Origin of the sequence: Klebsiella sp. 2019SCSN059, assembly GCF_021739525.1 — a bacterium.
In the GTDB taxonomy this organism is placed as follows: domain Bacteria; phylum Pseudomonadota; class Gammaproteobacteria; order Enterobacterales; family Enterobacteriaceae; genus Klebsiella; species Klebsiella quasipneumoniae.
This window is the reverse complement of the sequence record NZ_JAKKOM010000038.1, coordinates 17,167-43,115: the sequence shown is the minus strand read 5'-3', so window position 1 is coordinate 43,115 and position 25,949 is coordinate 17,167. Positions and strand designations below refer to the sequence as shown.

At 61.6% G+C, this 25,949-nt stretch carries 24 protein-coding genes; 14 read left to right on the top strand and 10 right to left on the bottom strand.

What is annotated here, in order from left to right; genetic code table 11:
• Positions 1 to 490 precede the first annotated feature (490 nt).
• Positions 491 to 2,536, bottom strand: a complete 2,046-nt coding sequence (paaZ, locus tag L2I46_RS25340; protein WP_065805966.1) for a phenylacetic acid degradation bifunctional protein PaaZ — start codon at positions 2,534 to 2,536, stop codon at positions 491 to 493.
• Positions 2,537 to 2,822: 286 nt separating this feature from the next.
• On the opposite strand from paaZ, the gene paaA reads away from it, so the two are divergent.
• From paaA to paaY, 13 genes are all read left to right on the top strand, one after another.
• Positions 2,823 to 3,752, top strand: coding sequence for a 1,2-phenylacetyl-CoA epoxidase subunit PaaA (gene paaA / locus L2I46_RS25335; RefSeq protein WP_032452647.1), 930 nt, complete (start codon positions 2,823 to 2,825; stop codon positions 3,750 to 3,752).
• Positions 3,753 to 3,763: 11 nt separating this feature from the next.
• Positions 3,764 to 4,051, top strand: coding sequence for a 1,2-phenylacetyl-CoA epoxidase subunit PaaB (paaB, locus tag L2I46_RS25330; RefSeq protein ID WP_023289451.1), 288 nt, complete (start codon positions 3,764 to 3,766; stop codon positions 4,049 to 4,051).
• 7 nt (positions 4,052 to 4,058) lie between these two features.
• Entirely contained in the window at positions 4,059 to 4,814 is a 756-nt protein-coding gene (paaC, locus tag L2I46_RS25325) for a 1,2-phenylacetyl-CoA epoxidase subunit PaaC (RefSeq protein ID WP_032452648.1), read from the top strand.
• Positions 4,815 to 4,825: 11 nt separating this feature from the next.
• Positions 4,826 to 5,323, top strand: coding sequence for a 1,2-phenylacetyl-CoA epoxidase subunit PaaD (gene paaD, locus L2I46_RS25320; protein WP_023289453.1), 498 nt, complete (start codon positions 4,826 to 4,828; stop codon positions 5,321 to 5,323).
• Positions 5,324 to 5,330: 7 nt separating this feature from the next.
• Positions 5,331 to 6,401, top strand: a complete 1,071-nt coding sequence (paaE, locus tag L2I46_RS25315; protein ID WP_023289454.1) for a 1,2-phenylacetyl-CoA epoxidase subunit PaaE — start codon at positions 5,331 to 5,333, stop codon at positions 6,399 to 6,401.
• A complete protein-coding gene (gene paaF / locus L2I46_RS25310; RefSeq protein ID WP_117134106.1) occupies positions 6,398 to 7,165 on the top strand; it encodes a 2,3-dehydroadipyl-CoA hydratase PaaF in 768 nt (255 codons plus the stop codon). Before paaE ends, paaF begins: the two co-directional genes overlap by 4 nt.
• Before the next feature lie 2 nt (positions 7,166 to 7,167).
• Positions 7,168 to 7,956, top strand: coding sequence for a 2-(1,2-epoxy-1,2-dihydrophenyl)acetyl-CoA isomerase PaaG (gene paaG / locus L2I46_RS25305; RefSeq protein ID WP_050534152.1), 789 nt, complete (start codon positions 7,168 to 7,170; stop codon positions 7,954 to 7,956).
• Positions 7,957 to 9,381: a 3-hydroxyacyl-CoA dehydrogenase gene (locus tag L2I46_RS25300; protein ID WP_236948305.1), complete on the top strand. Its 1,425-nt coding sequence runs from the start codon at positions 7,957 to 7,959 to the stop codon at positions 9,379 to 9,381.
• Positions 9,371 to 9,793: a hydroxyphenylacetyl-CoA thioesterase PaaI gene (gene paaI, locus L2I46_RS25295; RefSeq protein WP_236948302.1), complete on the top strand. Its 423-nt coding sequence runs from the start codon at positions 9,371 to 9,373 to the stop codon at positions 9,791 to 9,793. Before L2I46_RS25300 ends, paaI begins: the two co-directional genes overlap by 11 nt.
• Positions 9,793 to 10,998 (top strand): 3-oxoadipyl-CoA thiolase, encoded by a 1,206-nt coding sequence (gene pcaF / locus L2I46_RS25290; protein WP_044522629.1) that lies wholly within the window; start codon positions 9,793 to 9,795, stop codon positions 10,996 to 10,998. Before paaI ends, pcaF begins: the two co-directional genes overlap by 1 nt.
• Positions 10,999 to 11,024: 26 nt before the next feature.
• The gene (paaK, locus tag L2I46_RS25285) at positions 11,025 to 12,341 is read left to right on the top strand and encodes a phenylacetate--CoA ligase PaaK (protein WP_023289460.1); all 1,317 of its coding nucleotides are present in this window, start codon (positions 11,025 to 11,027) and stop codon (positions 12,339 to 12,341) included.
• A 99-nt stretch (positions 12,342 to 12,440) separates the two neighbouring features.
• The gene (gene paaX / locus L2I46_RS25280) at positions 12,441 to 13,367 is read left to right on the top strand and encodes a phenylacetic acid degradation operon negative regulatory protein PaaX (protein WP_072199087.1); all 927 of its coding nucleotides are present in this window, start codon (positions 12,441 to 12,443) and stop codon (positions 13,365 to 13,367) included.
• A gap of 9 nt (positions 13,368 to 13,376) precedes the next feature.
• The gene (paaY, locus tag L2I46_RS25275; protein WP_032452657.1) at positions 13,377 to 13,973 is read left to right on the top strand and encodes a phenylacetic acid degradation protein PaaY; all 597 of its coding nucleotides are present in this window, start codon (positions 13,377 to 13,379) and stop codon (positions 13,971 to 13,973) included.
• Between the two features lie 32 nt (positions 13,974 to 14,005).
• Here paaY and nadS read toward each other — a convergent pair whose 3' ends face one another.
• From nadS to azoR, 3 genes are all read right to left on the bottom strand, one after another.
• Positions 14,006 to 14,290, bottom strand: a complete 285-nt coding sequence (nadS, locus tag L2I46_RS25270) for a NadS family protein (RefSeq protein ID WP_032452658.1) — start codon at positions 14,288 to 14,290, stop codon at positions 14,006 to 14,008.
• 1 nt (position 14,291) lies between these two features.
• Positions 14,292 to 14,624 (bottom strand): type II toxin-antitoxin system RelE/ParE family toxin, encoded by a 333-nt coding sequence (locus tag L2I46_RS25265; RefSeq protein WP_236948304.1) that lies wholly within the window; start codon positions 14,622 to 14,624, stop codon positions 14,292 to 14,294.
• 243 nt (positions 14,625 to 14,867) lie between these two features.
• Positions 14,868 to 15,473 carry an FMN-dependent NADH-azoreductase gene (gene azoR / locus L2I46_RS25260; protein ID WP_002902889.1) on the bottom strand — a complete coding sequence of 202 codons (606 nt, stop codon included), beginning with the start codon at positions 15,471 to 15,473 and terminating at the stop codon, positions 14,868 to 14,870.
• 203 nt (positions 15,474 to 15,676) lie between these two features.
• Here azoR and hrpA point away from each other — a divergent pair, with 203 nt between their 5' ends.
• Positions 15,677 to 19,579, top strand: a complete 3,903-nt coding sequence (gene hrpA / locus L2I46_RS25255) for an ATP-dependent RNA helicase HrpA (protein WP_272909873.1) — start codon at positions 15,677 to 15,679, stop codon at positions 19,577 to 19,579.
• A 60-nt stretch (positions 19,580 to 19,639) separates the two neighbouring features.
• Here hrpA and L2I46_RS25250 read toward each other — a convergent pair whose 3' ends face one another.
• The 6 genes from L2I46_RS25250 to L2I46_RS25225 form a co-directional block, all read right to left on the bottom strand.
• Entirely contained in the window at positions 19,640 to 20,314 is a 675-nt protein-coding gene (locus tag L2I46_RS25250; RefSeq protein WP_072199069.1) for an O-methyltransferase, read from the bottom strand.
• The gene (locus tag L2I46_RS25245; RefSeq protein WP_236948301.1) at positions 20,315 to 21,694 is read right to left on the bottom strand and encodes an efflux transporter outer membrane subunit; all 1,380 of its coding nucleotides are present in this window, start codon (positions 21,692 to 21,694) and stop codon (positions 20,315 to 20,317) included.
• Positions 21,691 to 22,776 (bottom strand): HlyD family secretion protein, encoded by a 1,086-nt coding sequence (locus tag L2I46_RS25240; RefSeq protein WP_032452665.1) that lies wholly within the window; start codon positions 22,774 to 22,776, stop codon positions 21,691 to 21,693. The genes L2I46_RS25245 and L2I46_RS25240 overlap by 4 nt, the downstream gene beginning before the upstream one ends.
• Positions 22,777 to 22,804: 28 nt before the next feature.
• Positions 22,805 to 24,457 carry an MFS transporter gene (locus L2I46_RS25235; RefSeq protein WP_060590855.1) on the bottom strand — a complete coding sequence of 551 codons (1,653 nt, stop codon included), beginning with the start codon at positions 24,455 to 24,457 and terminating at the stop codon, positions 22,805 to 22,807.
• A complete protein-coding gene (locus L2I46_RS25230) occupies positions 24,457 to 24,888 on the bottom strand; it encodes a MarR family winged helix-turn-helix transcriptional regulator (protein ID WP_023289469.1) in 432 nt (143 codons plus the stop codon). The genes L2I46_RS25235 and L2I46_RS25230 overlap by 1 nt, the downstream gene beginning before the upstream one ends.
• A 134-nt stretch (positions 24,889 to 25,022) precedes the next feature.
• Positions 25,023 to 25,937, bottom strand: coding sequence for a LysR family transcriptional regulator (locus tag L2I46_RS25225; RefSeq protein WP_023289470.1), 915 nt, complete (start codon positions 25,935 to 25,937; stop codon positions 25,023 to 25,025).
• Positions 25,938 to 25,949 lie beyond the last annotated feature (12 nt).

Here is a 25,949-nt window from a genome sequence, read left to right as displayed (position 1 = left end):
CTACCTGTCCGGGTCTGACTGCCAGTAGGCCCGCGCAAGCGCAGCGCCGCCGGGCAAGGACAGCGGGCACGGAGCCGGTTTTGTGCCGGGTGGCGGCTGCGCCTTACCCGGCCTACCTGTCCGGGTCTGACTGCCAGTAGGCCCGCGCAAGCGCAGCGCCGCCGGGCAAGGACAGCGGGCACGGAGCCGATTTTGTGCCGGGTGGCGGCTGCGCCTTACCCGGCCTGGAGGGTTCGTGCGACCTGTCCTTGATTTACCCACTTGCGCGACTAAAACTGCCGGGGCTGGCCGGAGCCCGGGGGTACAGGGGGCGGCGGCGACGGGCCGCCGCCTGTGCGCTCCCTGCGTCGTAAGAGACATAACGCAGAGGACTAACCGGCAGCGCAAACTACGCTGAAGCCGCAGATAACATAAAGGACTTCCCGCGGCGAAACCGTTGCACACCGCTTGCAGTCTCAATGGCTCAAGGTTCGGCCAACAGATTCCGCCATTACGCCGGGAAATCCCCCTGCTGGCGCGCCACCAGGGTCAGAATGGAATACAGCGCCACCGCCTGCTGGTGCTGGTTGAAAATCTCCACCGCCCATTCCACCACGCCGGTAGCTTTCTCCTCGGCGCTACGCTGACGTTTAACGGTTTTCCGCTTACAGGTCAGACGCACCTGGATGGTGTCTCCCGGCTTGACCGGTTCAATAAAGCGCAGGTTTTCCATGCCGTAGTTGGCGATAACCGGCCCGACGCCGGCATCGACGAACAGACCGGCCGCCGCGGAGATCAGGAAATAACCGTGGACCACGCGCTCGCCGAAAATCGAGTCGGCGGCGGCGATTTTGTCCATGTGGGCGTAGAAATGGTCGCCGCTCAGACAGGCGAAGTTAACGATATCCGCTTCGGTCAGGGTCCGCCGCGGGGTCAGCAAACTGTCGCCGGGCTGGATCTCTTCGAAATATTTGCGGAACGGGTGAATGCGGTCTTCGCTCACCTGGGCGCCGCGCACCCACTGCTGGCCAATGGTCGCCAGCATCGTCGGGCTGCCCTGGACGGCGGTGCGCTGCATATAGTGTTTCACCGAACGCAGTCCGCCGAGCTCTTCGCCGCCGCCGGCGCGGCCGGGGCCGCCGTGCACCAGCTGCGGCAGCGGCGAACCGTGGCCGGTTGACTCGACCGAGGACGCCTCGTTCAGTATCTGAATACGGCCATGGGCGCGGGCGGCGCCGAGGATAAACTCGCGCGCCAGTTCGCCGCTGGCGGTGACCAGGGTGCCCGCCAGGCTGCCGCCGCCGGCGCGAGCCAGCGCCAGGGCATGCTGGCGATCCTGGTAGGGCATCAGGGTCGCCACCGGACCAAAGGCTTCAATGGCGTGAACCGCTGGGGTTTCATCCGGCTGCGCGCAGTAGAGCAGCGTCGGCGGGAAAAAGGCCCCGGCCGCGCTGAGGTCCGCCTGTCCGCCAAGCAGCGCTTCGCAGCCGGCGGCAATCAGTTTATTGACGCTCTCCTGAACGTCCTGACGCTGCTCGTGATTAACCAGCGCCCCCATCTTAATCCCTTCCTGCGCCGGGTCGCCGACGGTCACTTTATGCAGGCGGGCGATCAGCGCATCGCTAACCGCATTGATCTGCGCCAACGGTACGATGATGCGGCGGATAGCGGTACATTTTTGCCCGGCTTTCGCCGTCATCTCGCGGACCACTTCCCGGATAAACAGCGCGAACTCCGGCTGCTCCGGCTTGACGTCTTCGCCTAACACACAGCAGTTGAGCGAATCCGCTTCCATGGTAAAGGGAATCGATTTGGCCACCAGGTTGGGGTGCGACCGCAGCTGCTGGCCGGTGGCGGCTGAGCCGGTAAAGGTCACCACGTCCTGGCTGTCGAGATGGTCGAGCAGATCGCCCGCGCCGCCGCAAATCAGGCTGATGGCGCCTTCCGGCACCAGGCCGCTGTCGACAATCGCCTTCACCATGGCCTGGGTGAGCTGGGCGGTGGCGGTGGCCGGTTTAACGATCGCCGGCATGCCGGCCAGCCAGGTGGGGGCCAGTTTTTCCAGCATTCCCCAGCAGGGGAAGTTGAAGGCGTTGATATGCACAGCGACGCCTGATTTTGAGGTCAGCACGTGACGCGCGGCAAAACCGCCCTGTTTAGAGAGCGGGATCAGCTCGTCTTCCGGCCACAGGATATCGTCCGGCAGTTCGCGACTACCGAGCCCGGCATAGGTGAAAAGGGTGCCGATGCCACCTTCGATATCCACCCAGCTGTCGGCGCGGGTGGCGCCGGTTTGCGCGGAAATCGCGTAGAACTGGTCTTTCTGCTCCAGCAGATGTTTCGCTACCGCTTTTAACATCGCGCTGCGTTCAATAAAGGTCATGGCTTGCAGAGCCTGACCGCCGCGCTCAATTGCGAAGCGGCGCGCCTGCGCCATATCCAGGCCTTCGCTGGTCACCTCCCACAGCGCCGCGCCGGTGATGGCGTGATGGATAGTACGGGCGCGGCCCCGGCCGGTCTGCCAGGCGCCGGATAAGTAGCTGGCTAACTGCTGCATCGCGAATCTCCAAATATGTTACGTGGAATGTCTATAAATAGTTCTTTTATGAATCATAAAATGCAAGCTCGTATTTAATAAATTATTAACATTGTGATCGCGATGACGTTATGTTTTCGGCCTAATTAACTGTATTTGTTGAGGTTTACAAAAGGTTTTGCGGAGGCTATCACAAAAAGAGCAAACAAAATTTGTGGTTTTCTTTAACCAATATGTAACCTTCAATAAACAAAGTGATTCACATAAACGATTGTTGTGTGAATATCGGAATCATAAAGGTGATGACGTGACAGAAGAACAACGCTTTGACCAGCGCATCGCGCAGGAAACGGCCATCGAACCGCAGGACTGGATGCCGGATGCCTATCGTAAAACCCTGATCCGTCAGATTGGTCAGCATGCGCACTCGGAAATCGTCGGCATGCTGCCGGAAGGCAACTGGATCACCCGGGCGCCCACTCTGCGCCGCAAAGCGATCCTGCTGGCTAAAGTGCAGGATGAGGCCGGCCACGGGCTGTATCTCTATAGCGCCGCTGAAACCCTTGGCTGCGCGCGGGAAGATCTGTATCAGAAGATGCTCGACGGGCAGATGAAATACTCCTCCATTTTTAACTACCCGACGCTGAGCTGGGCCGATATCGGCGTGATCGGCTGGCTGGTCGATGGCGCGGCCATCGTCAACCAGGTGGCGCTGTGCCGGACGTCCTACGGCCCCTATGCCCGGGCGATGGTCAAAATCTGCAAAGAAGAGAGCTTTCACCAGCGCCAGGGATTCGAAGCCTGCATGGCGCTGGCGCAGGGTAATGACGCCCAGCGGCAGATGCTGCAGGACGCCATTAACCGCTTCTGGTGGCCGGCGCTGATGATGTTTGGCCCCAACGACGACAACTCGCCGAACAGCGCCCGCAGCATGGCGTGGAAAATCAAACTGCACTCCAACGACGAGCTGCGTCAACGCTTCGTCGACAACACCGTGCCGCAGGTGGAGATCCTCGGCATGACCGTCCCGGACCCGGAGTTGCACTTTGATGAAGCCAGCGGCCACTACCGCTTCGGCGAGATCGACTGGCAGGAGTTTAACGAGGTGATTAGCGGCCGTGGCGTGTGCAACCACGAGCGGCTGGCCGCCAAGCGTAAGGCCTGGGAAGAGGGCGAGTGGGTACGCGAAGCCGCGCTGGCCCATGCGCAAAAACAGCAGGCCCGCAGCGCGGCATAAGGAGAGACAACATGAGCAAAGTTTACTGGCCGTTATATGAAGTGTTCGTTCGCAGCAAACAGGGGCTTTCCCATCGTCACGTCGGCAGCCTGCATGCCGCTGACGATCAAATGGCGCTGGAGAACGCCCGCGACGCCTACACCCGCCGCAGCGAAGGCTGCTCCATTTGGGTGGTGAAGGCCAGCGAAATCGTCGCCTCGCAGCCGGAAGCGCGCGGCGAATTCTTCGACCCGGCGGAAAGCAAAGTCTACCGTCATCCGACCTTCTATACCGTGCCGGACGGCATGGAACACATGTGAGGCGGCGATGAATAACCCCAATCCTGTAGCCACCTACGCTCTGCGTCTTGGCGACAACGGCCTGGTGCTGGCCCAGCGCTTAGGCGCCTGGTGCGGCCATGCCCCGGAGCTGGAGATCGATCTCGCATTGGCCAACATCGGCCTCGATCTGCTTGGCCAGGCGCGCAACTTTTTGAGCTATGCCGCCGAGCTTAACGGCTGCGGCGATGAAGATACCCTGGCCTTTGGCCGCGATGAGCGCCAGTTCAGCAACCTGCTGCTGGTGGAGCAACCGAACGGCAATTTTGCCGACACCATCGCCCGCCAGTTCTTTATCGACGTCTGGCACGTCGCCCTGTACAGCCGGCTGGTGAACAGCCGTGACGCGCAGCTGGCGGCCATTGCCGCCAAAGCGCTGAAAGAGGTGCGCTACCACCAGCGCTTCAGCCGCGGCTGGCTGGAGCGTCTTGGTCACGGCACCGAGGTTTCAAATCGCAAAATGCAGCAGGCGGTCGACAATCTGTGGCGATTTACCGGCGAACTGTTCCTTGCCGATGACCTGGAGCTCAGCCTGGCCGGGCAGGGCATTGCGGTTGATCCGCGCGAGCTTCAGGCCGAATGGCAAAGCACCGTGCATACCGCGCTGCTTGACTCAGGCTTATCGGTCCCGCAGGAAGCGGCCTTTCGCAGCGGCGGCAAACAGGGGCTGCACAGTGAACATCTCGGCCCGCTGCTGGCGGAGATGCAATATCTGCAGCGTTCCCATCCCGGCCTGCAGTGGTAAGGGAGGGGACGATGCAACGTTTAGATGACATCGCTCCCGCCGAGGTGCGCGCCATCTGGGGAGTGTTAAGCGCGATCCCGGATCCGGAAGTGCCGGTACTCACCATCACCGATCTCGGCATGGTGCGTAGCGTCGCGCGCCACGGCGACGGGTGGGTGATTGGCTTTACCCCGACTTATTCAGGATGCCCGGCGACGGAGCATCTGCTGAGCGAGATCCGCGCGGTGATGAGCGAGCATGGTTATCTGCCGGTCCACATCGTCCTGCAGCTGGACCCGCCGTGGACCACCGACTGGATGAGCCAGGAGGCCCGCGAGCGCCTGCGCCAGTACGGCATCAGCCCGCCGCAGGGGCACGCCTGCCACGCGGAAATGCCCGCCGAGGTGAGCTGTCCGCGCTGCGGCAGCACCCGCACCTCGCTGATTAGCGAATTCGGTTCCACGGCCTGCAAAGCGCTCTATCGCTGCGACAGCTGCCGGGAACCCTTTGATTACTTTAAATGTATTTGAGGTTGCCATGACGACGTTCCATGCGCTTAAGGTCGCGAGAGTCGAGCCGGAAACCCGCGATGCGGTGACCATTACGTTTGCGATTCCGCAAGCCCTGCAGGCGGAGTACTGCTTTCGTCCGGGCCAGCATCTGACGCTGAAAGCCCGACTGGGCGGTGAAGAGCTGCGCCGCTGTTACTCCATCTGCCGCAGCCCTACGCCGGGAGAGATCAGCGTCGCGGTCAAAGCCATCGACGGCGGGCGCTTCTCGCGCTTCGCCCAGCACGCTATCCAGCAGGGGATGGAGCTGGAGGTAATGGTGCCGCAGGGGCATTTCGGCTATCAGCCGCAGGCTGAACGGCAGGGCGACTATCTGGCGATCGCCGCCGGCTCCGGGATCACGCCGATGATGGCGATCGTTAGCGCCACCCTGGCCACCGAGCCGCACAGCCGCTTCACGCTGATCTACGGCAACCGCAGCAGCCACAGCATGATGTTCCGCCAGGCGCTGGCCGATTTAAAAGACCGCTATCCGCAGCGCCTGCAGGTGGTGCATCTGTTCAGCCAGGAGTCGATGGACAGCGATCTGCTGCAGGGGCGCATCGATGGCGACAAACTGCGCCAGCTCGCGGACCATCTGCTGGATTTCAGCCGTTTCGACGAGGCCTTTATCTGCGGCCCGGCGACAATGATGGATGAGGCGGAAACGACCCTGCGCGAGCTCGGCGTGCCGGAGCACGCCATTCATCTCGAACGCTTCAATACGCCGGGCGGCAGCGTTAAGCGCGCCGCCGGGGTGCAGGCGGAAGGGCGCACGGTAACCATCCGCCAGGACGGGCGCGATCGGCTGATCGCCCTCAGCGCCGAAGACGACAGCATTCTGGATGCCGCATTGCGCCAGGGGGCAGACCTGCCGTTTGCCTGCAAGGGCGGGGTGTGCGCCACCTGTAAATGCAAAGTGCTGCGCGGCGAAGTGGCGATGGCCGCCAACTATAGCCTCGAAGCGGATGAGCTGGCGGCGGGTTACGTGCTGAGCTGCCAGGCGCTGCCCACCAGCGGCGACGTGGTGGTCGACTTTGACGCGCGGGGGATGGCATGAGCGAGCTGATGATCCACCGCCATGGCCGGGTGCTGCAGCTGACGCTCAACCGTCCGCAGGCCCGCAACGCGCTGAACAATGCCTTATTAACCCGGATTGCCGAGGCGCTGGAGGCCGCGGCCGCTGATGACAACGTCAGCGTCTGCGTCATCAGCGGCAATCCGCGCTTCTTTGCCGCCGGAGCCGACCTGAACGAGATGGCGGAGAAAGATCTCCCGGCGACCCTGGATGATATCCGCCCGCGGCTGTGGGCGCGTATCGATGCCTTCCCCAAACCGCTGATCGCCTCGGTCAACGGTTACGCCCTCGGCGCGGGCTGCGAGCTGGCCCTGCTGTGCGACCTGATTGTCGCCGGGGACAACGCCCGCTTTGGCCTGCCGGAAATTACCCTCGGCATCATGCCGGGCGCTGGCGGCACCCAGCGGCTGATCCGCAGCGTTGGCAAGGCGCTGGCCAGCCGGATGGTGCTGAGCGGCGAGAGTATAGACGCCCGTCAGGCGCAGCAGGCCGGACTGGTAAGCGATATCTATCCGGCGGCGTTAACCGATGAATATGCTCTGCAACTGGCGACCACCATCGCCCGCCACGCGCCGCTGGCGCTCCGGGCGGCGAAACAGTCGCTGCGCCTGTCGCAGGAGGTGAGCCTGCAGGCCGGTCTCCAGCAGGAGCGCCAGCTGTTCACTCTGCTGAGCGCCACCGAAGACCGCCGCGAAGGCATCGACGCCTTCTTACAAAAACGTACCCCGGACTTTAAAGGACGCTAATCGTGGAAGCTTTCATTCTCAGCGCAGTGGAACAGGGCGTCATGACCATTACCCTCAATCGCCCGGACCGCCTCAACAGTTTTAACGACCTGATGCATCAACAGCTGGCGGAATGCCTGAAGCAGGCCGAGCGCGACGACGGCGTGCGTTGCCTGCTGATCACCGGCGCCGGCCGCGGCTTTTGCGCCGGCCAGGATTTGAACGACCGCAACGTCGACCCCAGCGGCCCGCCGCCGGATCTCGGCCTGTCGGTGGAACGCTTTTACAACCCGTTAGTGCGTCGTCTGGCGGCGCTGCCGAAACCGGTGATTTGCGCGGTCAACGGCGTAGCCGCTGGCGCAGGGGCCACCCTGGCGCTGGGCTGCGATATCGTGCTGGCCGCGCGTTCGGCCAAGTTTGTGATGGCCTTCAGCAAGCTCGGGCTGGTGCCGGACTGCGGCGGCAGCTGGTTCCTGCCGCGGGTGGCCGGCCGCGCGCGCGCCATGGGGCTGGCGCTGCTGGGCGATAGCCTCAGCGCGGAACAGGCCGCGCAGTGGGGGATGATCTGGCAGCTGGTGGATGATGCCGAACTGGCGGACACCAGTCTGCAGCTGGCGCGCCATCTGGCGGCTCAGCCGACGTTGGGTCTTGGGCTGATTAAAAAGGCGCTGCTGGCGGCGGAAACCAACGGTCTCGACGCGCAGCTGGACCTGGAGCGCGATTATCAACGCCTCGCCGGGCGCAGCGATGATTACCGCGAAGGGGTCAGCGCATTTCTGGCCAAACGGCCACCACAGTTCAGCGGGAAATAGATAATGACGACATCCATAGCCAACGTGGCGGTGATCGGCAGCGGCACCATGGGGGCCGGCATCGCCGAAGTGGCGGCTGCCGCCGGGCATCCGGTGATGATTTACGACATCGATCATCAGGCCATCGCCCGGGCGATCGAGGGTATTGCCAGGCGGCTCGCCTCACGGGTCGAGCGCGGCAAACTGGCGTCAGAGCAGGCCGACGCGCTGCTGGCACGCCTGCATCCGGCCCACGATTTAGCCGCGCTGGCCGACGCAGATTTAGTGATCGAAGCGGCCTCTGAACGCCTGGAGGTAAAAACGGCGCTGTTCGCGCAGCTGGCGGCGATCTGCGCGCCGTCAACGTTGCTCACCAGCAACACCTCGTCGATTTCGATTACCGCCATCGCCGCCGGGGTAAAGCATCCCGAACGCGTCGCCGGGCTGCACTTCTTTAATCCGGCGCCGGTCATGAAGCTGGTGGAGGTCGTCAGCGGCCTGGCGACGTCTGCGGAAGTGGTGGAGCAGCTGTGCCAGTGCGTGAGCGGCTGGGGGAAACGGCCGGTGCGCTGCCGCTCGACGCCCGGCTTTATCGTTAACCGCGTGGCGCGCCCATTCTACGCCGAAGCCTGGCGGGCGCTGGAGGAGCAGGTGGCTGCCCCGGAGGTTATCGATGCCGCTTTGCGTGACGGCGGCGGTTTCCCGATGGGGCCCCTGGCGCTGACGGACCTGATTGGCCAGGACGTTAACTTCGCCGTGACCTGCTCGGTATTTAACGCTTTCTGGCAGGACCGCCGTTACCTGCCATCGCTACTCCAGCAAGAGCTGGCGCTGGCCGGGCGGCTGGGCAAAAAGAGCGGCCATGGCGTCTATCGCTGGCCTGCGGAAGTCAGGACGGCGGCGGCGCTGCCGCCGGTTGCCCATGGCGCTCAATCCGTCATCACTATAAGTGACAGTGTCACCGAGCTGGACGAGCTGCTGTTGCTGGAGACCGAAGGCGAGACTGCCCTGGCGCTGAGCGTTAATCATCGCCGTCCGGTGGTGGTGTATGACCTGTGCGCCAGCGATACGGTGGTGCTGGCCGCAGCGGCGACCAACGCGCCGGCGGCGACGGACAAAGCGGTGCACTACTTCCAGCAGCAGGGCAAGAACGTGCTGCGTATCGCCGATTATCCCGGCCTGCTGGTGTGGCGCACGGTGGCGATGCTGATTAACGAAGCGCTGGATGCACTACAGAAAGGGGTGGCCAGCGCACAGGATATCGATACCGCCATGCGTCTGGGCGTCAATTACCCGCAGGGCCCGCTGGCGTGGGGGGACAGCCTCGGCTGGCACCGCGTGCTGCGCCTGCTGGAGAACCTGCACCACCATTATGGCGAGGAGCGCTATCGCCCCGGCTCCCTGTTGCGCCAGAAGGCGCTGATGGAGAAGCACCATGAGCAATGACGCCTGGCGCAACGCGCGCGCGATGTACGAAAAAGATACCTGCGCCAGAACGATGGGGATCGAACTCATCGAGATGGACGACGGTTTTGCGCAGATGACCATGACCGTCTCGCCGGGCATGCTTAACGGCCATCAAACCTGCCACGGCGGTCAGCTATTTACCCTTGCCGATACCGCTTTCGCCTACGCCTGTAACAGCCAGGGGCTGGCGGCGGTGGCTTCGGCGGCCAGCATTGATTTTCTCCGCCCGGCGTTTGCCGGCGACCGGCTGGTCGCCACCGCCAGAGTCAAACAGCAGGGCAAGCTGACCGGGGTCTACGACATTGAAATTGTTAATCAACAGCAAAAAATTGTGGCCCTGTTTCGCGGCAAATCGCACCGCATCGGTGGCACAATCACAGGAGAAGTGTAATGCGCGAGGCCTTTATTTGTGACGGGATCCGCACGCCGATTGGCCGCTACGGCGGCGCGCTGGCCAGCGTGCGCGCCGACGACCTGGCGGCGATCCCGCTGCGTGCGCTGCTGAGCCGCAACCCCAGGCTTGACCCGACCGCGATCGATGATGTGATTTACGGCTGCGCGAATCAGGCGGGCGAAGATAACCGCAATGTGGCGCATATGGCGACGCTGCTGGCCGGCTACCCGCATACGGTGCCGGGTACCACCCTCAACCGCCTGTGCGGCTCCGGGCTGGACGCCGTCGGTTTTGCCGCCCGGGCGATCAAAGCCGGCGATGCCGATCTGCTGATCGCCGGCGGCGTGGAGTCGATGTCGCGCGCGCCGTTTGTGATGGGGAAGGCCAGCGCGCCGTATCAGCGTCAGGCGGAGCTGTTCGACACCACCATTGGCTGGCGTTTTGTGAACCCGCTCATGGCGCAACACTTCGGAACTGACAGCATGCCGGAAACCGCCGAGAATGTAGCCGAATTGTTAAATATCAGCCGCGCCGATCAGGATGCTTTCGCCTGGCGCAGCCAGCAGCGCACGGCGCAGGCCCAGCGCGACGGCATTCTGGCGCAGGAGATCGTGCCGGTGCAGGTTGTCGGCCGGAAAGGGGCGCTTAGCGACGTGCGCGAGGACGAGCATCCGCGACCGGAAACCACGCTTGAGCAGCTGGCGCAACTGAAAGCGCCGTTCCGTCAAGGCGGCGTCATTACCGCGGGCAATGCTTCCGGCGTCAACGACGGCGCCGCGGCGCTGATCATCGCCAGCGAACAGCAGGCCGCTAGCCAGGGGCTCACGCCGCGGGCGCGGATCGTGGCGATGGCGACGGCGGGCGTCGAGCCGCGCCTGATGGGGCTGGGGCCGGTACCGGCGGTGCGTAAAGTGCTGGAGCGGGCGGGGCTCAATATTAACGATATGGATCTGATTGAGCTGAATGAGGCCTTCGCCGCCCAGGCGCTGGGGGTGCTCAGACAGCTCGGCGTGCCGGACGATGCGGCGCATGTGAATCCCAACGGCGGCGCCATCGCGTTAGGCCATCCGCTGGGCATGAGCGGCGCGCGTCTGGCGCTGAGCGCCAGCCTTGAGCTGCAGCGCCGCGGCGGGCGCTATGCGTTGTGTACGATGTGTATTGGCGTGGGTCAGGGCATCGCCATGATCCTCGAGCGAGTGTGAGCTAATTTACCTGCGAGTACCCTACAATGATAACTACTACAAAATTAGATCCGATTGAAACCGCCTCGCGTGATGAGCTGCAGGCCCTGCAAACCCAGCGTCTGAAGTGGACGCTGAATCATGCGTACAACAATGTGCCAATGTATCGTCGTAAATTCGACGCCGCAGGCGTGCACCCTGACGACTTCCGCGAACTGAGCGACCTGACCAAATTCCCGTGCACCACCAAACAGGATCTGCGCGACAACTATCCCTTCGATACCTTCGCGGTGCCGATGGAGCAGGTGGTGCGCATTCATGCCTCATCCGGCACCACCGGCAAACCGACGGTGGTGGGTTATACGCAAAACGATATTGATAACTGGGCCAATATCGTCGCCCGTTCGCTGCGCGCCGCCGGCGGCACGGCGAAAGATAAAATTCACGTCGCCTACGGCTACGGCCTGTTTACCGGCGGCCTCGGCGCGCACTACGGCGCGGAACGCTTAGGCGCGACGGTGATCCCGATGTCCGGCGGACAGACCGAAAAACAGGCGCAGCTGATCCGCGATTTCCAGCCGGATATGATCATGGTGACGCCCTCATACTGTCTGAATCTGATTGAAGAGCTGGAGCGCCAGATGGCCGGCGATGCCCGCGGCTGTTCATTACGCGTCGGCGTCTTTGGCGCCGAGCCGTGGACCCTGGCGATGCGCGCGGAGATCGAGCGCCGGCTGGGGATCACCGCCCTGGATATTTACGGTCTGTCAGAGGTGATGGGCCCGGGGGTGGCGATGGAGTGTCTGGAAACCGTTGACGGCCCGACCATCTGGGAAGACCACTTCTTCCCGGAAATCGTTAACCCGGACGACGGCACGCCGCTGGCCGATGGCGAACACGGCGAACTGCTGTTCACCACGCTGACCAAAGAGGCGCTGCCGGTGATCCGCTACCGTACCCGCGATCTGACGCGCCTGCTACCGGGCACTGCGCGCACCATGCGCCGTATGGACCGCATCAGCGGACGCAGCGACGATATGCTGATCATCCGCGGGGTTAACGTCTTCCCGTCGCAGCTGGAAGAAGAGATCCTTAAGTTTGAACACCTGGCCCCGCACTACCAGCTGGAGGTGAATCGCCGCGGCCATCTCGATTCGCTGGCAGTGCGCGTGGAGCTGAAAGAGAGCGGGCTGGCGCTGAGTCACGAGCAGCGCTGCCAGATTTGTCACCAGCTGCGCCACCGCATTAAGTCGATGGTCGGGATCTCCACCGATATCACCATCGTCAACTGCGGCAGCATTCCGCGCTCTGAAGGCAAAGCCTGTCGCGTATTCGACCTGCGTAAAGCGGTGGTCAGCGGTTAATTCTCTCCCCGATAACCCGGCTGAGGCCTTTACGCCGTAGGCCGGGTATTTCCTGTGCTATGATTCATAAAGGAAAAATATAACAACAGAATGAATCAGATGAGTAAACTCGACGCCTTTATTCAACAAGCGGTGACGGCGACGCCGATCAGCGGCACATCATTAATCGCCTCGCTGTATGGCGACGCCTTATTACAACGCGGTGGGGAAGTGTGGCTGGGCAGCGTCGCGGCGCTGCTGGAAGGATTAGGCTTCGGCGAGCGTTTCGTCCGCACCGCGCTGTTTCGCCTCAATAAAGAGGAGTGGCTCGATGTCGTCCGTATCGGCCGCCGCAGCTTCTATCGTCTGAGCGACAAAGGGCTGCGCCTGACCCGACGCGCGGAACATAAAATTTATCGCGCGAACGCTCCGGAATGGGACGGCACCTGGCTGCTGCTGCTTTCGGAAGGCCTGGAGAAAAATGTGCTGGCCGACGTCAAAAAGCAGCTGCTGTGGCAGGGGTTTGGCGCGCTGGCGCCGAGCCTGTTAGCCTCGCCGTCGCAAAAGCTGGCGGATGTCCAGTCGCTGCTCCATGAAGCGGGGGTCGCCGAAAACGTCATCTGTTTTGAAGCCCACTCGCCGCTGGCGCTCTCCCGGGCGGCGCTGCGCAGCCGGGTGGAGGAGTGCTGGCATCTCACCGAACAAAACGAGATGTATGAGGCCTTTATCTCGTTATTCCGGCCGTTACTGCCGCTGCTGCGCGACTGCGACCCCGCGGAGTTAACGCCGGAACGCAGCTTTCAGATCCAGCTCCTGCTGATTCATTTCTATCGCCGGGTGGTGCTCAAAGATCCGCTGCTGCCGGAAGAGCTGCTGCCGGCGCACTGGGCGGGGCAGACCGCCCGCCAGCTGTGTATCAATATTTACCAACGGGTGAGTCCCGGCGCGCTGGCGTTCGTCAGCGAGAAAGGTGAAAGCTCGGTCGGCGAGCTTCCCGCGCCGGGCCCGCTCTATTATCAGCGCTTTGGCGGTTTGCCGGGCGCATAAGGAGGTTGCATGCCGATTTATCAGATTGATGGACTGACCCCGGTGGTGCCGGAGGAGAGTTACGTCCACCCGACCGCGGTGTTGATTGGCGACGTGATCCTCGGCAAAGGGGTCTATGTTGGGCCCAACGCCAGCCTGCGCGGCGATTTTGGCCGCATCGTGGTCAAAGACGGGGCCAATATTCAGGACAACTGCGTGATGCACGGCTTCCCCGGCCAGGATACGGTGGTGGAAGAGGACGGACATATCGGCCACGGCGCTATTCTGCACGGCTGCGTGATTGGCCGCAACGCGCTGGTGGGCATGAGCGCGGTGATTATCGACGGGGCGACCATCGGCGAAAACAGCATTGTCGGCGCCTCGGCCTTTGTCAAAGCCAACGCCGAGATGCCCGCTAACCATCTGATCATCGGCAGCCCGGCAAAAGCGATTCGCGTCCTGAGCGAACAGGAGCTGGCGTGGAAAAAACATGGCACCCGTGAATACCAGGTGCTGGTGGAACGCTGTAAGCAGACGCTGCATCAGGTCGAGCCATTACGGGAAGTGGAAGAGGGGCGTAAGCGGCTGGAGTTTGATGAAAACCTGCGGCCAAAAACGCAGCGCTAACTTTCCAGGGCAACCCGGAGGGGCTCAGTGGATTAGTGCTCAGCCAGTTCGCGAAAGAACGCCGGGTTGGCCTGGATAACCGCCAGTACTTTTGCTGCCAGGCCTGTCGGGTTGCGCCGCCTGGACTCCCAACTTTTGATAGTATCCACGCTGGTACCCAGCGCTTTTGCCATTTCCGCCTGCGAAACATTAAGCTGCGTGCGGATGGCTTTCACATCAGCAACTTCATAACGCGTCGCTCGGGCTGGGGCCTTGTAGCCGTCTTTGATCTCAACAGCCTCTTCCAGGGACGCTTTAAGCTCGTCGAAGTAACCCATTTCAAACCTCATTTTTTAGTCGCCGGGTCAGTTTCCTGAGTTCGTTTTTTTCCGCTGCGCTCAGGCTCTCTTTGATGTGCTTCGGGTAGGCTAAGACGAGATAGATAATCTCGCGGGTTGCCAGAAAATAAATCACCCGCACGCCGCCGCTTTTTCCCTGTGAGCCTGTCGCCATTCTTATTTTCCGTAACCCGCCGGTATCCTGGATAAGATCGCCGAAATCCGGATTGCCTATGAGTTGCCTCTGCAGTGCCCTCAGATCTTCATCGCTGGCCAGCTGTTTTATCTGGCGGGTAAATAGCGACGTTTCGATAAATTCAATGGCATGACACACGAAAACGCTCCTTGCTAAGGTACCATGTACACCATCGAGTGTACATAGTACGCGCTCCTGTTTTTGACCATGACAACGGTTGCCGTCAGCGACCGGGAGTGAGCCAGATTCGCGCGGCGACAGCCATGGTACAGGCTGGTGGCTTAAGGCGTTGGAATGATGTGTGAATTTACGAGGCGGCTCGTAAAAGGGCGATGGGCGAGGGGGAAAAAACACTCCCACCGGGCGGCGGGAGTGGAAATATTAGGCTGCAACCACGCTGTCGATGGCCGCTTTCGCGTCAGACTGCGCTTTGGCCGCGACTTCCGGGCCGTAAGCGATACCTTCGGCGAACACGAAGTTCACGTCGGTGATGCCGATAAAGCCGAGGAAGGTGGACAGGTACGGGGTGACCAGGTCGGTCGGGGTATCTTTATGGATACCGCCGCGGCTGGTTACGACGACCGCGCGTTTACCGGTCACCAGACCTTCCGGCCCTTTCTCGGTGTAGCGGAAGGTCACGCCGGCGCGAGCCACCAGGTCAAAATAGTTTTTCAACTGCGTCGGAATGTTGAAGTTGTACATCGGCGCAGCGATAACAATCACATCATTGCCTTTCAGTTCGGCGATCAGCTCGTCGGAAAGGGCCAGCGCTTCCTGCTGACGCGGCGTCAGCGGCGCGTCGCTCGGACGCAGGGCGCCAACCAGTTCACCATCCAGAACCGGGATCGGATTAGCGGCCAGGTCACGTACGGTGATCTCGTCGCCCGGGTGTTTTTCCTGCCATTGTTCAACAAAATAGTCGGAAAGCTGACCAGATTGTGAGTACCCTGCCAGAATACTGGATTTCAGAACTAATACTTTGCTCATGGGTGTTTCCTTTTTTAATGTGATTGACGGGTCAGTGCCCTGGTGCTTGATGACACTGTATTCACAATCGCGCCACAGAGATAGCGCAATATATCGAATCCTATGTTCAGATTTTTTGAACAAGGCACGGATGGCACAGATGTGGTACTCTAAGGCAATACTTCAAAAGAGATTTTCCCGGCAGAGCTCTGCCCGATAACGCTATGACAGAACAACAAAAAATCACCTTCCCCCAGCTTTATCAACAGCTCGACGGCCTGATGCTGCGCGACAAAACGCGCTTTGCCCGCCGTCTGCACGGCGTGAAGAAGGTTAAAAATCCTGAATCGCAACAGGCCATCCTCCAGGAGATGGCGCAGGAGATAAGCCAGGCAGCCGGTAAAGTCCTGCTGCGCGAAGCGGCGCGACCGGCCATCACCTATCCGGAAAACCTGCCGGTTAGCCAGAAAAAACAAGAAATTCTCGAGGCGGTACGCGATCACCAGGTGGTGATTGTCGCCGGGGAGACCGGTTCGGGTAAAACCACCCAGCTGCCAAAAATCTGCATGGAGCTGGGCCGCGGGCTGAAAGGGCTGATCGGCCATACCCAGCCGCGTCGTCTCGCCGCGCGAACCGTCGCCAACCGTATCGCCGAGGAGCTGCAAACGGAGCCGGGCGGTTGTATCGGCTATAAGGTCCGCTTTAGCGATCACGTCAGCGACAACACCATGGTCAAGCTGATGACCGACGGTATTCTGCTGGCGGAGATCCAGCAGGATCGCCTGCTGATGCAGTATGACACCATCATTATCGATGAAGCGCACGAGCGCAGCCTGAACATCGACTTCCTGCTCGGCTATCTGAAAGAGCTGCTGCCGCGCCGTCCTGACCTGAAAATCATCATCACCTCGGCGACCATCGACCCGGAACGTTTCTCAAAGCATTTCAATAATGCGCCGATTATCGAAGTCTCCGGGCGGACTTACCCGGTGGAAGTGCGCTACCGGCCGATAGTGGAAGAGGCGGACGATACCGAGCGCGATCAGCTGCAGGCGATCTTTGATGCCGTCGACGAGCTGGGGCGCGAAGGGCCAGGGGATATTCTGATCTTTATGAGCGGCGAGCGGGAGATTCGCGATACCGCCGATGCGCTGAATAAGCTGGATCTGCGCCATACCGAAGTGCTGCCGCTGTACGCTCGCTTGTCCAACAGCGAGCAGAACCGCGTCTTCCAGCCGCACAGCGGACGGCGCATCGTGCTGGCGACCAACGTGGCGGAAACCTCGCTGACCGTGCCGGGCATCAAGTACGTTATCGATCCCGGTACCGCGCGTATCAGCCGCTACAGCTACCGCACCAAGGTGCAGCGCCTGCCGATCGAGCCGGTTTCCCAGGCCTCCGCCAACCAGCGTAAAGGCCGCTGCGGCCGCGTCTCGGAAGGGATCTGTATTCGTCTTTATTCAGAAGACGATTTCCTGTCGCGCCCGGAATTTACCGACCCGGAAATTCTGCGCACCAACCTGGCGTCGGTCATCCTGCAGATGACCGCCCTGGGCTTAGGCGATATCGCCGCCTTCCCGTTCGTTGAAGCGCCGGATAAGCGCAACATTCAGGACGGCGTGCGCCTGCTGGAAGAGCTGGGCGCGATCACCACCGATGAGCAGGCCACCGCCTATAAGCTAACGCCGATGGGCCGCCAGCTCAGCCAGCTGCCGGTGGACCCGCGCCTGGCGCGGATGGTGCTGGAGGCGCAGAAGCACGGCTGCGTGCGGGAAGCGATGATCATCACCTCCGCGCTGTCGATTCAGGATCCGCGCGAGCGGCCGATGGATAAGCAGCAGGCCTCCGACGAGAAGCACCGCCGCTTTCACGATAAAGAGTCTGATTTCCTCGCCTTCGTCAATCTGTGGAACTACCTCGGCGAGCAGCAGAAGGCGCTGTCGTCGAATCAGTTCCGCCGCCAGTGCAGGGTCGATTTTCTGAACTATCTGCGCGTGCGCGAGTGGCAGGATATCTACACCCAGCTGCGTCAGGTGGTGAAAGAGCTTGGCCTGCCAATCAACAGCGAACCGGCGGAATACCGCGAGATCCATACTGCGCTGCTGACCGGTCTGCTGTCGCACATCGGCATGAAGGATGCCGATAAACAGGAGTTTACCGGCGCGCGTAACGCCCGCTTCTCCATCTTCCCGGGGTCCGGTCTGTTTAAAAAGCCGCCGAAGTGGACGATGGTGGCGGAACTGGTGGAAACCAGCCGGCTGTGGGGCCGCATTGCCGCCCGCATTGAGCCGGAGTGGGTGGAGCCGGTCGCGCAGCACCTGATCAAACGCTCATACAGTGAGCCGCACTGGGAGCGGGCGCAGGGCGCGGTGATGGCGACGGAAAAGGTCACCGTCTATGGCCTGCCGATCGTTGGCGCGCGTAAGGTCAACTACAGCCAGATCGATCCGGCGCTGTGCCGCGAGCTGTTTATCCGCCACGCGCTGGTGGAGGGTGACTGGCAAACGCGCCACGCCTTCTTCCGGGAGAACCTGAAGCTGCGGGCGGAAATCGAAGAGCTGGAGCATAAGTCGCGCCGCCGCGACATTCTGGTGGATGACGAGACCCTGTTCGAATTCTACGACCAGCGCATCAGTCACGACGTCATCTCCGCCCGGCATTTTGACGCCTGGTGGAAGCAGGCCAGCCGCGACACCCCGGATCTGCTCAACTTTGAGAAGAGCATGCTGATTAAGGAAGGGGCGGAGCAGGTCAGCAAACTGGACTATCCGAACTTCTGGCACCAGGGCAATCTGAAGCTGCGTCTGACCTATCAGTTCGAGCCGGGCGCCGACGCCGACGGCGTGACGGTGCATATTCCGCTGCCGCTGCTTAATCAGGTGGAGGAGGCCGGGTTTGAATGGCAGATCCCGGGTCTGCGCCGGGAGCTGATTATCGCCCTGATAAAATCGCTGCCGAAGCCGGTGCGGCGCAATTTCGTCCCGGCGCCCAACTATGCGGAAGCGTTTCTTGGCCGGGCGACGCCGCTGGAGCTGCCGCTGCTCGACTCCCTCGAGCGCGAACTGCGGCGGATGACCGGCGTGACCATCGACCGCGAAGCCTGGCAGTGGGATCAGGTGCCCGATCACCTGAAAATCACTTTCCGGGTGGTGGATGATAAAAACAAGAAGCTGCAGGAAGGGCGCTCGCTGCAGGCGCTGAAAGAGGCGCTGAAGGGCAAAGTTCAGGAGACGCTGTCGGCGGTCGCTGATGACGGCATCGAGCAGAGCGGGCTGCATATCTGGAGCTTTGGCACCCTGGCGGAGAGTTACGAACAGAAGCGCGGCAACTATAAGGTAAAAGCCTGGCCGGCGCTGGTGGACGAGCGCGACAGCGTGGCCATCAAGCTGTTTGATAATCCACAGGAACAGCAGCAGGCCATGTGGCGCGGTCTGCGTCGCCTGCTGCTGCTTAACATTCCGTCGCCGATTAAGTATCTGCACGAGAAGCTGCCGAACAAAGCCAAGCTCGGGCTCTATTTTAACCCGTACGGCAAAGTGCTGGATCTGATTGACGACTGCATCTCCTGCGGCGTTGATAAGCTTATCGACGAGGCGGGCGGGCCGGTGTGGACGGAAGAGGGCTTTAGCCAGCTGCATGATAAAGTTCGCGCCGAGCTCAACGAGACGGTCGTGGAGATCGCCAAACAGGTCGAGCAGATCCTCACCGTGGTGTTCAATATCAACAAACGGCTGAAAGGCCGGGTGGATATGACCATGGCGCTGGGGCTGTCGGACATCAAAGCGCAGATGGCGGGGCTGGTTTACCGCGGCTTTGTCACCGGCAATGGCTTCCGTCGTCTTGGCGATACGCTGCGCTATCTGCAGGCGATTGAAAAGCGTCTGGAGAAGATGGCTATCGATCCGCACCGCGACCGCGCGCAGATGCTGAAAATCGAGAGCGTGCAGCAGGCGTGGCAGCAGTGGCTGAATAAGCTGCCGCCGAACCGCCGTGAAGACGACGATGTCCGGGAGATCCGCTGGATGATCGAGGAGCTGCGGGTGAGCTTCTTCGCCCAGCAGCTGGGGACCCCGTACCCTATCTCGGACAAACGCGTGCTACAGGCGATGGAGCAGATTACGCCGTAACCTGGCCGGTTGTCCCCGGTGGCGCTGCGCTTACCGGGGCGACGGGCCAGGCGTCCACGCTTAAGCGTTGACCCACGCCAGGGTAAAGCCGTCCCAGCCTTTCGTGCCCACGGTTTGCAGCGCCGTTGCCGTCAACCGTGGCTCGGCGCCCATCATCTCAATGAACTGACGCACGCCCTGAACGCGCTCGTCGGCGCTCTGTGGGTTGACCACTTCGCCGTCGCGTACCACGTTATCGCCAATAATTAAGGTTCCCGGGCGGGAATAACGCAGCGCCCAGCGCAGATAATGGGGGTTATTCGGCTTATCGGCATCGATGAAGATCAGGTCGAAAGCGGGACATTCGCCAAGCGCCTCCAGGGACTGTAGCGCGGGCCCCTCCCGCAGCGTGACCCGCTGGTCAACACCCGCCAGCTGCAGATTCTCCCGCGCCACGCGGGCATGATGCGCGTCGGCCTCCAGGGTGAGGAGTTGGCCGTCGGCAGGAAGCTCGCGCGCCATCCAGATGGTGCTATAGCCGCCGAGGGTGCCGATCTCCAGGATCCGCTTAGCCTGGGTAAGCCGTACCAGCAAGGCGAGAAACTGACCCTGATTGGCGGCGACATCGTGTGCCGGGAGCCCGGCACGATGGTTGTTTTCCAGTACCCGATCGAGCATAGGATCGCTGGGAATTAAGGCCTCAATCAAATAATTGTCTACTGCAGACCACTGTTGTTGCATATGACGCTTCCCCATTTAGCTCCCTGATGAGTCAGACCAGCCGCCTCCCAGCGCCCGGTATAGATCGATCTGCGCCAGCAGCAGGTTATTCTTCACCTGTACCACGCTAAGCTGGGTGGAGAACAGCGTTCGCTGGGCATCAAGCACATCCAGATACGAAGAGTAGCCGTTACGGTAGCGGTTCTGCGCAATGCGCAATGTTTCTTCCGCCACCGCCTCCTGCCCCTGCAGTTCGGTCAGCTGTTCGCCGTAGCGGCTAATGGCGTCCAGGCTGTCATTGACCTCTTTAAACGCGCCGCGCACCGTTTTCTCATAGCTGTACAGCGCCTGGTTGCGCTGGGCCATGGAGACATCCACCTGGGCATTTAACGCCTGGCGGTTAAGCAGCGGCGCCAGGATGCTACCGCCAATGCTCCAGAGTCGCAGCGGGTTGTCCAGCAGATCCGGCAGCGTCCGGTCCTGCAGGCTGCCGGTGGCGGTCAGGTTGATAGACGGCAGCAGCTGCGCCTGGGACGAGGCCAGGGTGGCATCGGCGGCGACCAGCTGACGCTGGGCCTGTACGATATCCGGGCGGCGGTTGAGCAAGGTGGACGGCAGCTGCGAGGGCAGACGCAGCGGGGTGAGCCCGGCGAATTCGCCGCGTTTTATCGCGCCGGGGTTATCCCCCAGCAGCACGCTGAGGGCGTTTTCCTGCTGCGCAATCTGGTGCTGCAGCGGCGGGAGCTGCGCCCGCGTGGAGCGCAGCTCCGAATCCGCCTGCATCAGCTCAAGGCGCGAGGTATACCCGGTTTCATACTGACGTTTGGCCAGGCGCCAGGCGTCTTCCCGCGCCTGGAGCGTCTGCTGCGTGACCCGCAGTTGCTCATCCAGCGACAGCAGCGTCACGTAGCCCACGGCCACCGAGGCGGTGACGCTCAAATTGGCCGCGTCGGCAGCGGCTTTCTGCGCCTCGAGGCTGGCCCCGGCGGCGCTGGCCGCGCTGCGGTTCGCGCCCCAGATATCGACATCATAGCTGGCGGTCAGGCCGCCTTTATACACCGTACTGTGGATCGGCAGGCCGGTGGCGGCGGACTGCGCTCGGGCGCGGGTGCCGGTCAGGCTGGCATCCAGCGAGGGAAAAAGACTGCTGTCGGCGGCATACGCCCGCGCCTGATACTCATTCACCCGCTCGCGGGCGATCAGCACATCGCTGTTATAGCGCAGCGCCCGGTCGACATACTGATTCAGCGCGCTGTCATGAAAATTGCGCCACCATACGCCTTCCACCGGGCTGGCAGGGCCAACGTCGGCCCGCCAGGCGGCAGGGATGGCGAGCGTCGGCTGGGCGCGCTGCACATCGGCGGACTGACAGCCGACCAGCGCCAGGACGATGGCAAGGGTGACCGGGCGGATCATGGCTGCTTCTCCGCGCGGGTATCAATGGTCACCTGCACCGACATGCCGGGGCGCAGGCGCTCGCTGTTGCGTTGCCCCTCGTTAACCGTGATGCGTACCGGGATGCGCTGGGCGATCTTGACGAAGTTGCCGGTGGCGTTGTCCGGCGAAATGGCGCTGAACTCCACCCCGGTCGCCGGGGAGATACTCTGCACCTTGCCGTGGAAGGTCTCGCCGTTGAGCGCGTCAACGGTGAAGGTAACCGGCTGGCCGATACGCACATCGGCCAGCTGGGTCTCTTTCAGGTTGGCGATCACCCAGTGCTGCGGCGGCACCAGCGAAGTCAGATGGGTTCCGGCGCTGACGTAAGCGCCAAGACGCACCGAAATCTGCCCCAGCTGGCCGCCGGTGGGGGCGATGATCTGCGTATTCTGCAGGTCGATCTGCGCCAGCTCGAGGGCGGCTTTGGCGCTGGCCACGTCGGCCTCCAGTGAATCGCGATTGACGATGGTCGATTCGCGGTCCTGGCGCGACATCTCCAGCGCCGCTTTCGCCTGTTCAATATCCGCTGCTCCCTGGGCGGCGCTGGCGCGGGCGGAATCCCGCTCGCGGATCGACAGCGATCCATCGGCGGTCAGCTCCTGCACCCGTTTTAAATCCGCCTGGATTTTCAAATTCTGCGCGCGGGCGTTTTGCAGCGCGGCTTCATTTTTGGCGATCGTCGCCTCGGCGCTTTTGCGCTGCTGCAGGTTGTTGCGCAGCGCCGCCTCCTTCATCGCCAGGGTGGCCTGGGCCTGGTGCACCCGCTGCTTATAGATGCGATCGTCTATCTGGAACAGCACCTCGCCCGGCTGAACGATGGCGAAATCCTTGACGTTGACGGCAGTAATGTAGCCGTTGACCTGCGGACTGATAAAGGTGGTCTGCCCGCGCACGTAGGCGTTGTCGGTAAACTGGCTATGGCGGGTGAACGGCGGCAGTTGCCAGGCATAGAGGATCACCAGTACGCCGACGAGGCCTATCGCCGCGGCGGTAAAAATGGAGACCACGCGAATGTTGTTCCGGGTGTTGGCCTGTTGTTTGGCCGCATCCTGCTGACTCATAACGACTCCAGAGATGAAATGATGATAATTATTTGCTGCCGGTGGCGCGTTTTAAGGCGATACGGGCGGTCAGTCGTAAGCGAATTAAGCGCCAGAAAACCCACACTAACGTCCCGGCGGAGATCGCCGCCGTCAGCAGATAGGTGTCATTCCAGGCGAGAATATTGGCCTGCAGCGTCGCGGCGTTTTGCAGCAGGGTGGTGGCCTGAACGTTAAGCAGCGTGCTGTCGCCGATCTGGCTCTGGTACATCTGGCTGTACTGCTGCAGCCGCTCGACGATCAGCGGGTTGAGCGTGGTGATCTGGTCCGCCAGCTGGCTGGAGTGAAATTTCTCCCGCCAGGTCTGGAAGGTGCCGAGTATCGCCGACCCCAGCAGACCGCCGATGTTCTGGCTCATGCCGAACAGCACCGAGAAGCTCACCAGGTTGCGCGGATCGGCGAACACCCCGCCAATGCCGGCGAGCATCGCCGGCGCCAGAAAGAAGGCGCTGCCGAAGCCAAGCAAAAACTGGCTGAACATCAGCTGTTCCGGACGGGTGAGGGCGTTGGACTGGCTGTCGAGCAGCGAGGCCACCATGATCAGCGCCAGGGCGGTGGCGGTCGGCCAGTAGAGCTTCTGCGGGTTAAGCGTCAGGCAGCTGGCGATGATCCCGCACAGAATGCCGGCGAAAATTGACCACGCGAGGTTGATCATCTGTTCGTTTTGCAGGCCAACGTACTGCAGCCAGCCGATCACCCCGGTATTCTGCTCCGCCAGCACGATGCGGATCAGCAGCATAATCAGACCGAGGCGCAGGATACTGCCGCTGGAGAGCCATTTGGTATTGAGCAGGGGATTGCTGCGGTTATGCTCAAAGGCGATGGCGGCGACGATCAGCACCACCGCCGCGGCCAGCGACCAGCCGATCCACGGCGCTTCGAACCACCACTCGAGCCGCCCCAGCGAGAGCACCGCGCAGACCAGCGCCATGCCGGGGGCCAGCAGGAAGAAGGTAATAAAATCCTTCTTCTCGAACACCTTTTTACGATCGCTCGGCGGCAGCTTCAGGGCGATGACGCAGGCCAGCGACACCAGCGCCAGCCCCAGCTCAAAGAAGTAGAGCCCGCGCCATTCATCGATCTGCAGCAGCTCGGTGGAAAAGAGGCGCGCCAGCGGAATGGCCAGCGACGAGCCGGTGATACCGATAGTCAGCCCTTTCAGGCGGTGGCGGGCGGGCCAGGCCTGCACCTGATAGTAGATCCCCAGCGAGCTGAGCGCCGCGGCCACCATGCCGTGGGCGGCGCGGACCATCATCGCCGAGCTGAGATCGTTGACGAACAGGTGGAAGAAGGTGACCAGCACATAGAGCACCAGAAAGCCTTCGGTAAAGGCGCGCAGCCCGAACTGCTGACGAAATTTCACCAGCAGCAGGTTAATGGAGACATTGGTCATGACATACACCGCCGGTAGCCAGGCGATCTCCGTCGACCAGGCGGCGAAGGTGCCCTGCAGCAGCTGCAGATTGGCGGTGACCACCGCGTTGCCCAGCGCGCCGGTGAGGCACACCAGCAGCCCGACCACCCCGTAGGCCAGGCGCTTCGCCGGGCTGTGCAGCGGCGTCGATGGCGAGCCGAGCAGGGCCGGTTTTTCATGCGGCGCCCAGTCATGAGGGACGTAGGGGTTACTCTGGCGACGGGGCATTATTTCTTCTCCACTTCGCGCAACAGCTTTTCCAGCACCCGCTGAGTTTGTTCCCGCTCCTGCGGCGTGATCGCCGTCAGGATCTCTTCACGCAGATCGTCCGCCACCGTTTTGACCTGCTCGAAGAGGGCCTGCCCCTGGTCGGTGACCACCAGCAGCCGCTTGCGTTTATCGCGGTCGGTGGTGACGCGCTCCACCAGGCCGAGGGCCACCAGGCGGTTGATCAGCGGCACAATGGTCGGGCTCTCCACTCCCAGCTCCTGCGCCAGTTCGCTTTGCGACAGCGGCTGGTGGTGGCGGGCGATGGCGGCGACCGCCACCCAGCTGGCCTGGCTGAGACCGAGGTTTTTCAGCCGACGATTAACCGCCAGCCGCCAGTGATGGGCGGTCAGATATAAAAGATGGGAGAAGTTAAGCTGTCGATGGTCCATAGGTCGTCTGCCAAAATCGTTAGAGCTCTAACGAGTTTATGTCTGACAACCGGCGGAATTCAAGGGAAAGGATAAAAAATGGTTAACGGTGTGTGCGTTTATTGTGGCGACAGGAGGATACCCCCTCAGGCCATTTACTCATGGAGGATGCTCTTATTCTGCGCCATCACCCAGGTGATAAAAGCGCGCAGGGGCGCGGGAATATGTTTGCGACTCGGATAGTAGACGCAGAAATGATCCGCCGGGTAGCGGTAGCTGGGTAATAAGCGGACCAGGCTGCCGGCGTTCAGTTGCGCCGACACCAGCGACTGATAGACGAAGGCGATCCCCAGTCCGCTCTCCGCCGCCTGGATCATCGCCGTATCGGAATCGACGACCAGATCGCCCTTGACGGCGACTTCGCCTGGCTCGCCGTCGGGGCTGATAAATTCCCACCGGTACTTTTCGCCGCTGGGAAAACAGCGGTTGATGCAGCGGAAATTGACCAGCGACTGCGGGGTGTCGGGCGCTCCGGCCTCGTGGAGATAGTCCGGGCTGGCCACCGGGATCAGCGACAGCTTCTCGCCAAAGGGGATGGCAATCATATCTTTGGGCACGTCCCGGGAATAGCGAATGCCAGCGTCAAAACCGGACTCGATAATATTCACTTTCCGATCGGTGGTAAACAGCTCCAGCGTCACGTCAGGATAGGCGGTTTTAAATGCAATAAAATAGCGCTGAAAGAAAAGGTCGAGAACAATGCGCGGTAAATTGACTTTCACCACCCCTTCCGGGGTCAGACGGTGATAATTCAGACTGTCGACCACCCGGCGATAATCATTCACCACCGGCGTCATATTATTAAGAAATTCCTCACCCACCGCGGTTAAAGACAAACTGCGCGTCGAACGATTGAGCAGGCGCACGCCTAATTTTTCTTCCAGATGATTAATAGCGCTGGTGAGGGCCGGCGGTGAAAGATTTAATGCTCTGGCAGCTTGCCGAAAACTGCCATGTTTCACTATGAGTATTAATATTTCAATTTGTTGCAAATCAGGCAACGTTTTCATTGTTAATTTCCA

What these genes read in the sequence shown, in the direction of transcription:
- paaZ (WP_065805966.1), bottom strand. Translation starts at nt 2,536, where the DNA reads ATGCAGCAGTTAGCCAGCTACTTATCCGGCGCCTGGCAGACCGGCCGG.
- paaB (WP_023289451.1), top strand. Translation starts at nt 3,764, where the DNA reads ATGAGCAAAGTTTACTGGCCGTTATATGAAGTGTTCGTTCGCAGCAAA.
- paaC (WP_032452648.1), top strand. Translation starts at nt 4,059, where the DNA reads ATGAATAACCCCAATCCTGTAGCCACCTACGCTCTGCGTCTTGGCGAC.
- paaD (WP_023289453.1), top strand. Translation starts at nt 4,826, where the DNA reads ATGCAACGTTTAGATGACATCGCTCCCGCCGAGGTGCGCGCCATCTGG.
- paaE (WP_023289454.1), top strand. Translation starts at nt 5,331, where the DNA reads ATGACGACGTTCCATGCGCTTAAGGTCGCGAGAGTCGAGCCGGAAACC.
- paaF (WP_117134106.1), top strand. Translation starts at nt 6,398, where the DNA reads ATGAGCGAGCTGATGATCCACCGCCATGGCCGGGTGCTGCAGCTGACG.
- paaI (WP_236948302.1), top strand. Translation starts at nt 9,371, where the DNA reads ATGAGCAATGACGCCTGGCGCAACGCGCGCGCGATGTACGAAAAAGAT.
- pcaF (WP_044522629.1), top strand. Translation starts at nt 9,793, where the DNA reads ATGCGCGAGGCCTTTATTTGTGACGGGATCCGCACGCCGATTGGCCGC.
- paaK (WP_023289460.1), top strand. Translation starts at nt 11,025, where the DNA reads ATGATAACTACTACAAAATTAGATCCGATTGAAACCGCCTCGCGTGAT.
- paaX (WP_072199087.1), top strand. Translation starts at nt 12,441, where the DNA reads ATGAGTAAACTCGACGCCTTTATTCAACAAGCGGTGACGGCGACGCCG.
- paaY (WP_032452657.1), top strand. Translation starts at nt 13,377, where the DNA reads ATGCCGATTTATCAGATTGATGGACTGACCCCGGTGGTGCCGGAGGAG.
- nadS (WP_032452658.1), bottom strand. Translation starts at nt 14,290, where the DNA reads ATGGGTTACTTCGACGAGCTTAAAGCGTCCCTGGAAGAGGCTGTTGAG.
- azoR (WP_002902889.1), bottom strand. Translation starts at nt 15,473, where the DNA reads ATGAGCAAAGTATTAGTTCTGAAATCCAGTATTCTGGCAGGGTACTCA.
- hrpA (WP_272909873.1), top strand. Translation starts at nt 15,677, where the DNA reads ATGACAGAACAACAAAAAATCACCTTCCCCCAGCTTTATCAACAGCTC.
- L2I46_RS25250 (WP_072199069.1), bottom strand. Translation starts at nt 20,314, where the DNA reads ATGGGGAAGCGTCATATGCAACAACAGTGGTCTGCAGTAGACAATTAT.
- L2I46_RS25245 (WP_236948301.1), bottom strand. Translation starts at nt 21,694, where the DNA reads ATGATCCGCCCGGTCACCCTTGCCATCGTCCTGGCGCTGGTCGGCTGT.
- L2I46_RS25240 (WP_032452665.1), bottom strand. Translation starts at nt 22,776, where the DNA reads ATGAGTCAGCAGGATGCGGCCAAACAACAGGCCAACACCCGGAACAAC.
- L2I46_RS25235 (WP_060590855.1), bottom strand. Translation starts at nt 24,457, where the DNA reads ATGCCCCGTCGCCAGAGTAACCCCTACGTCCCTCATGACTGGGCGCCG.
- L2I46_RS25230 (WP_023289469.1), bottom strand. Translation starts at nt 24,888, where the DNA reads ATGGACCATCGACAGCTTAACTTCTCCCATCTTTTATATCTGACCGCC.
- L2I46_RS25225 (WP_023289470.1), bottom strand. Translation starts at nt 25,937, where the DNA reads ATGAAAACGTTGCCTGATTTGCAACAAATTGAAATATTAATACTCATA.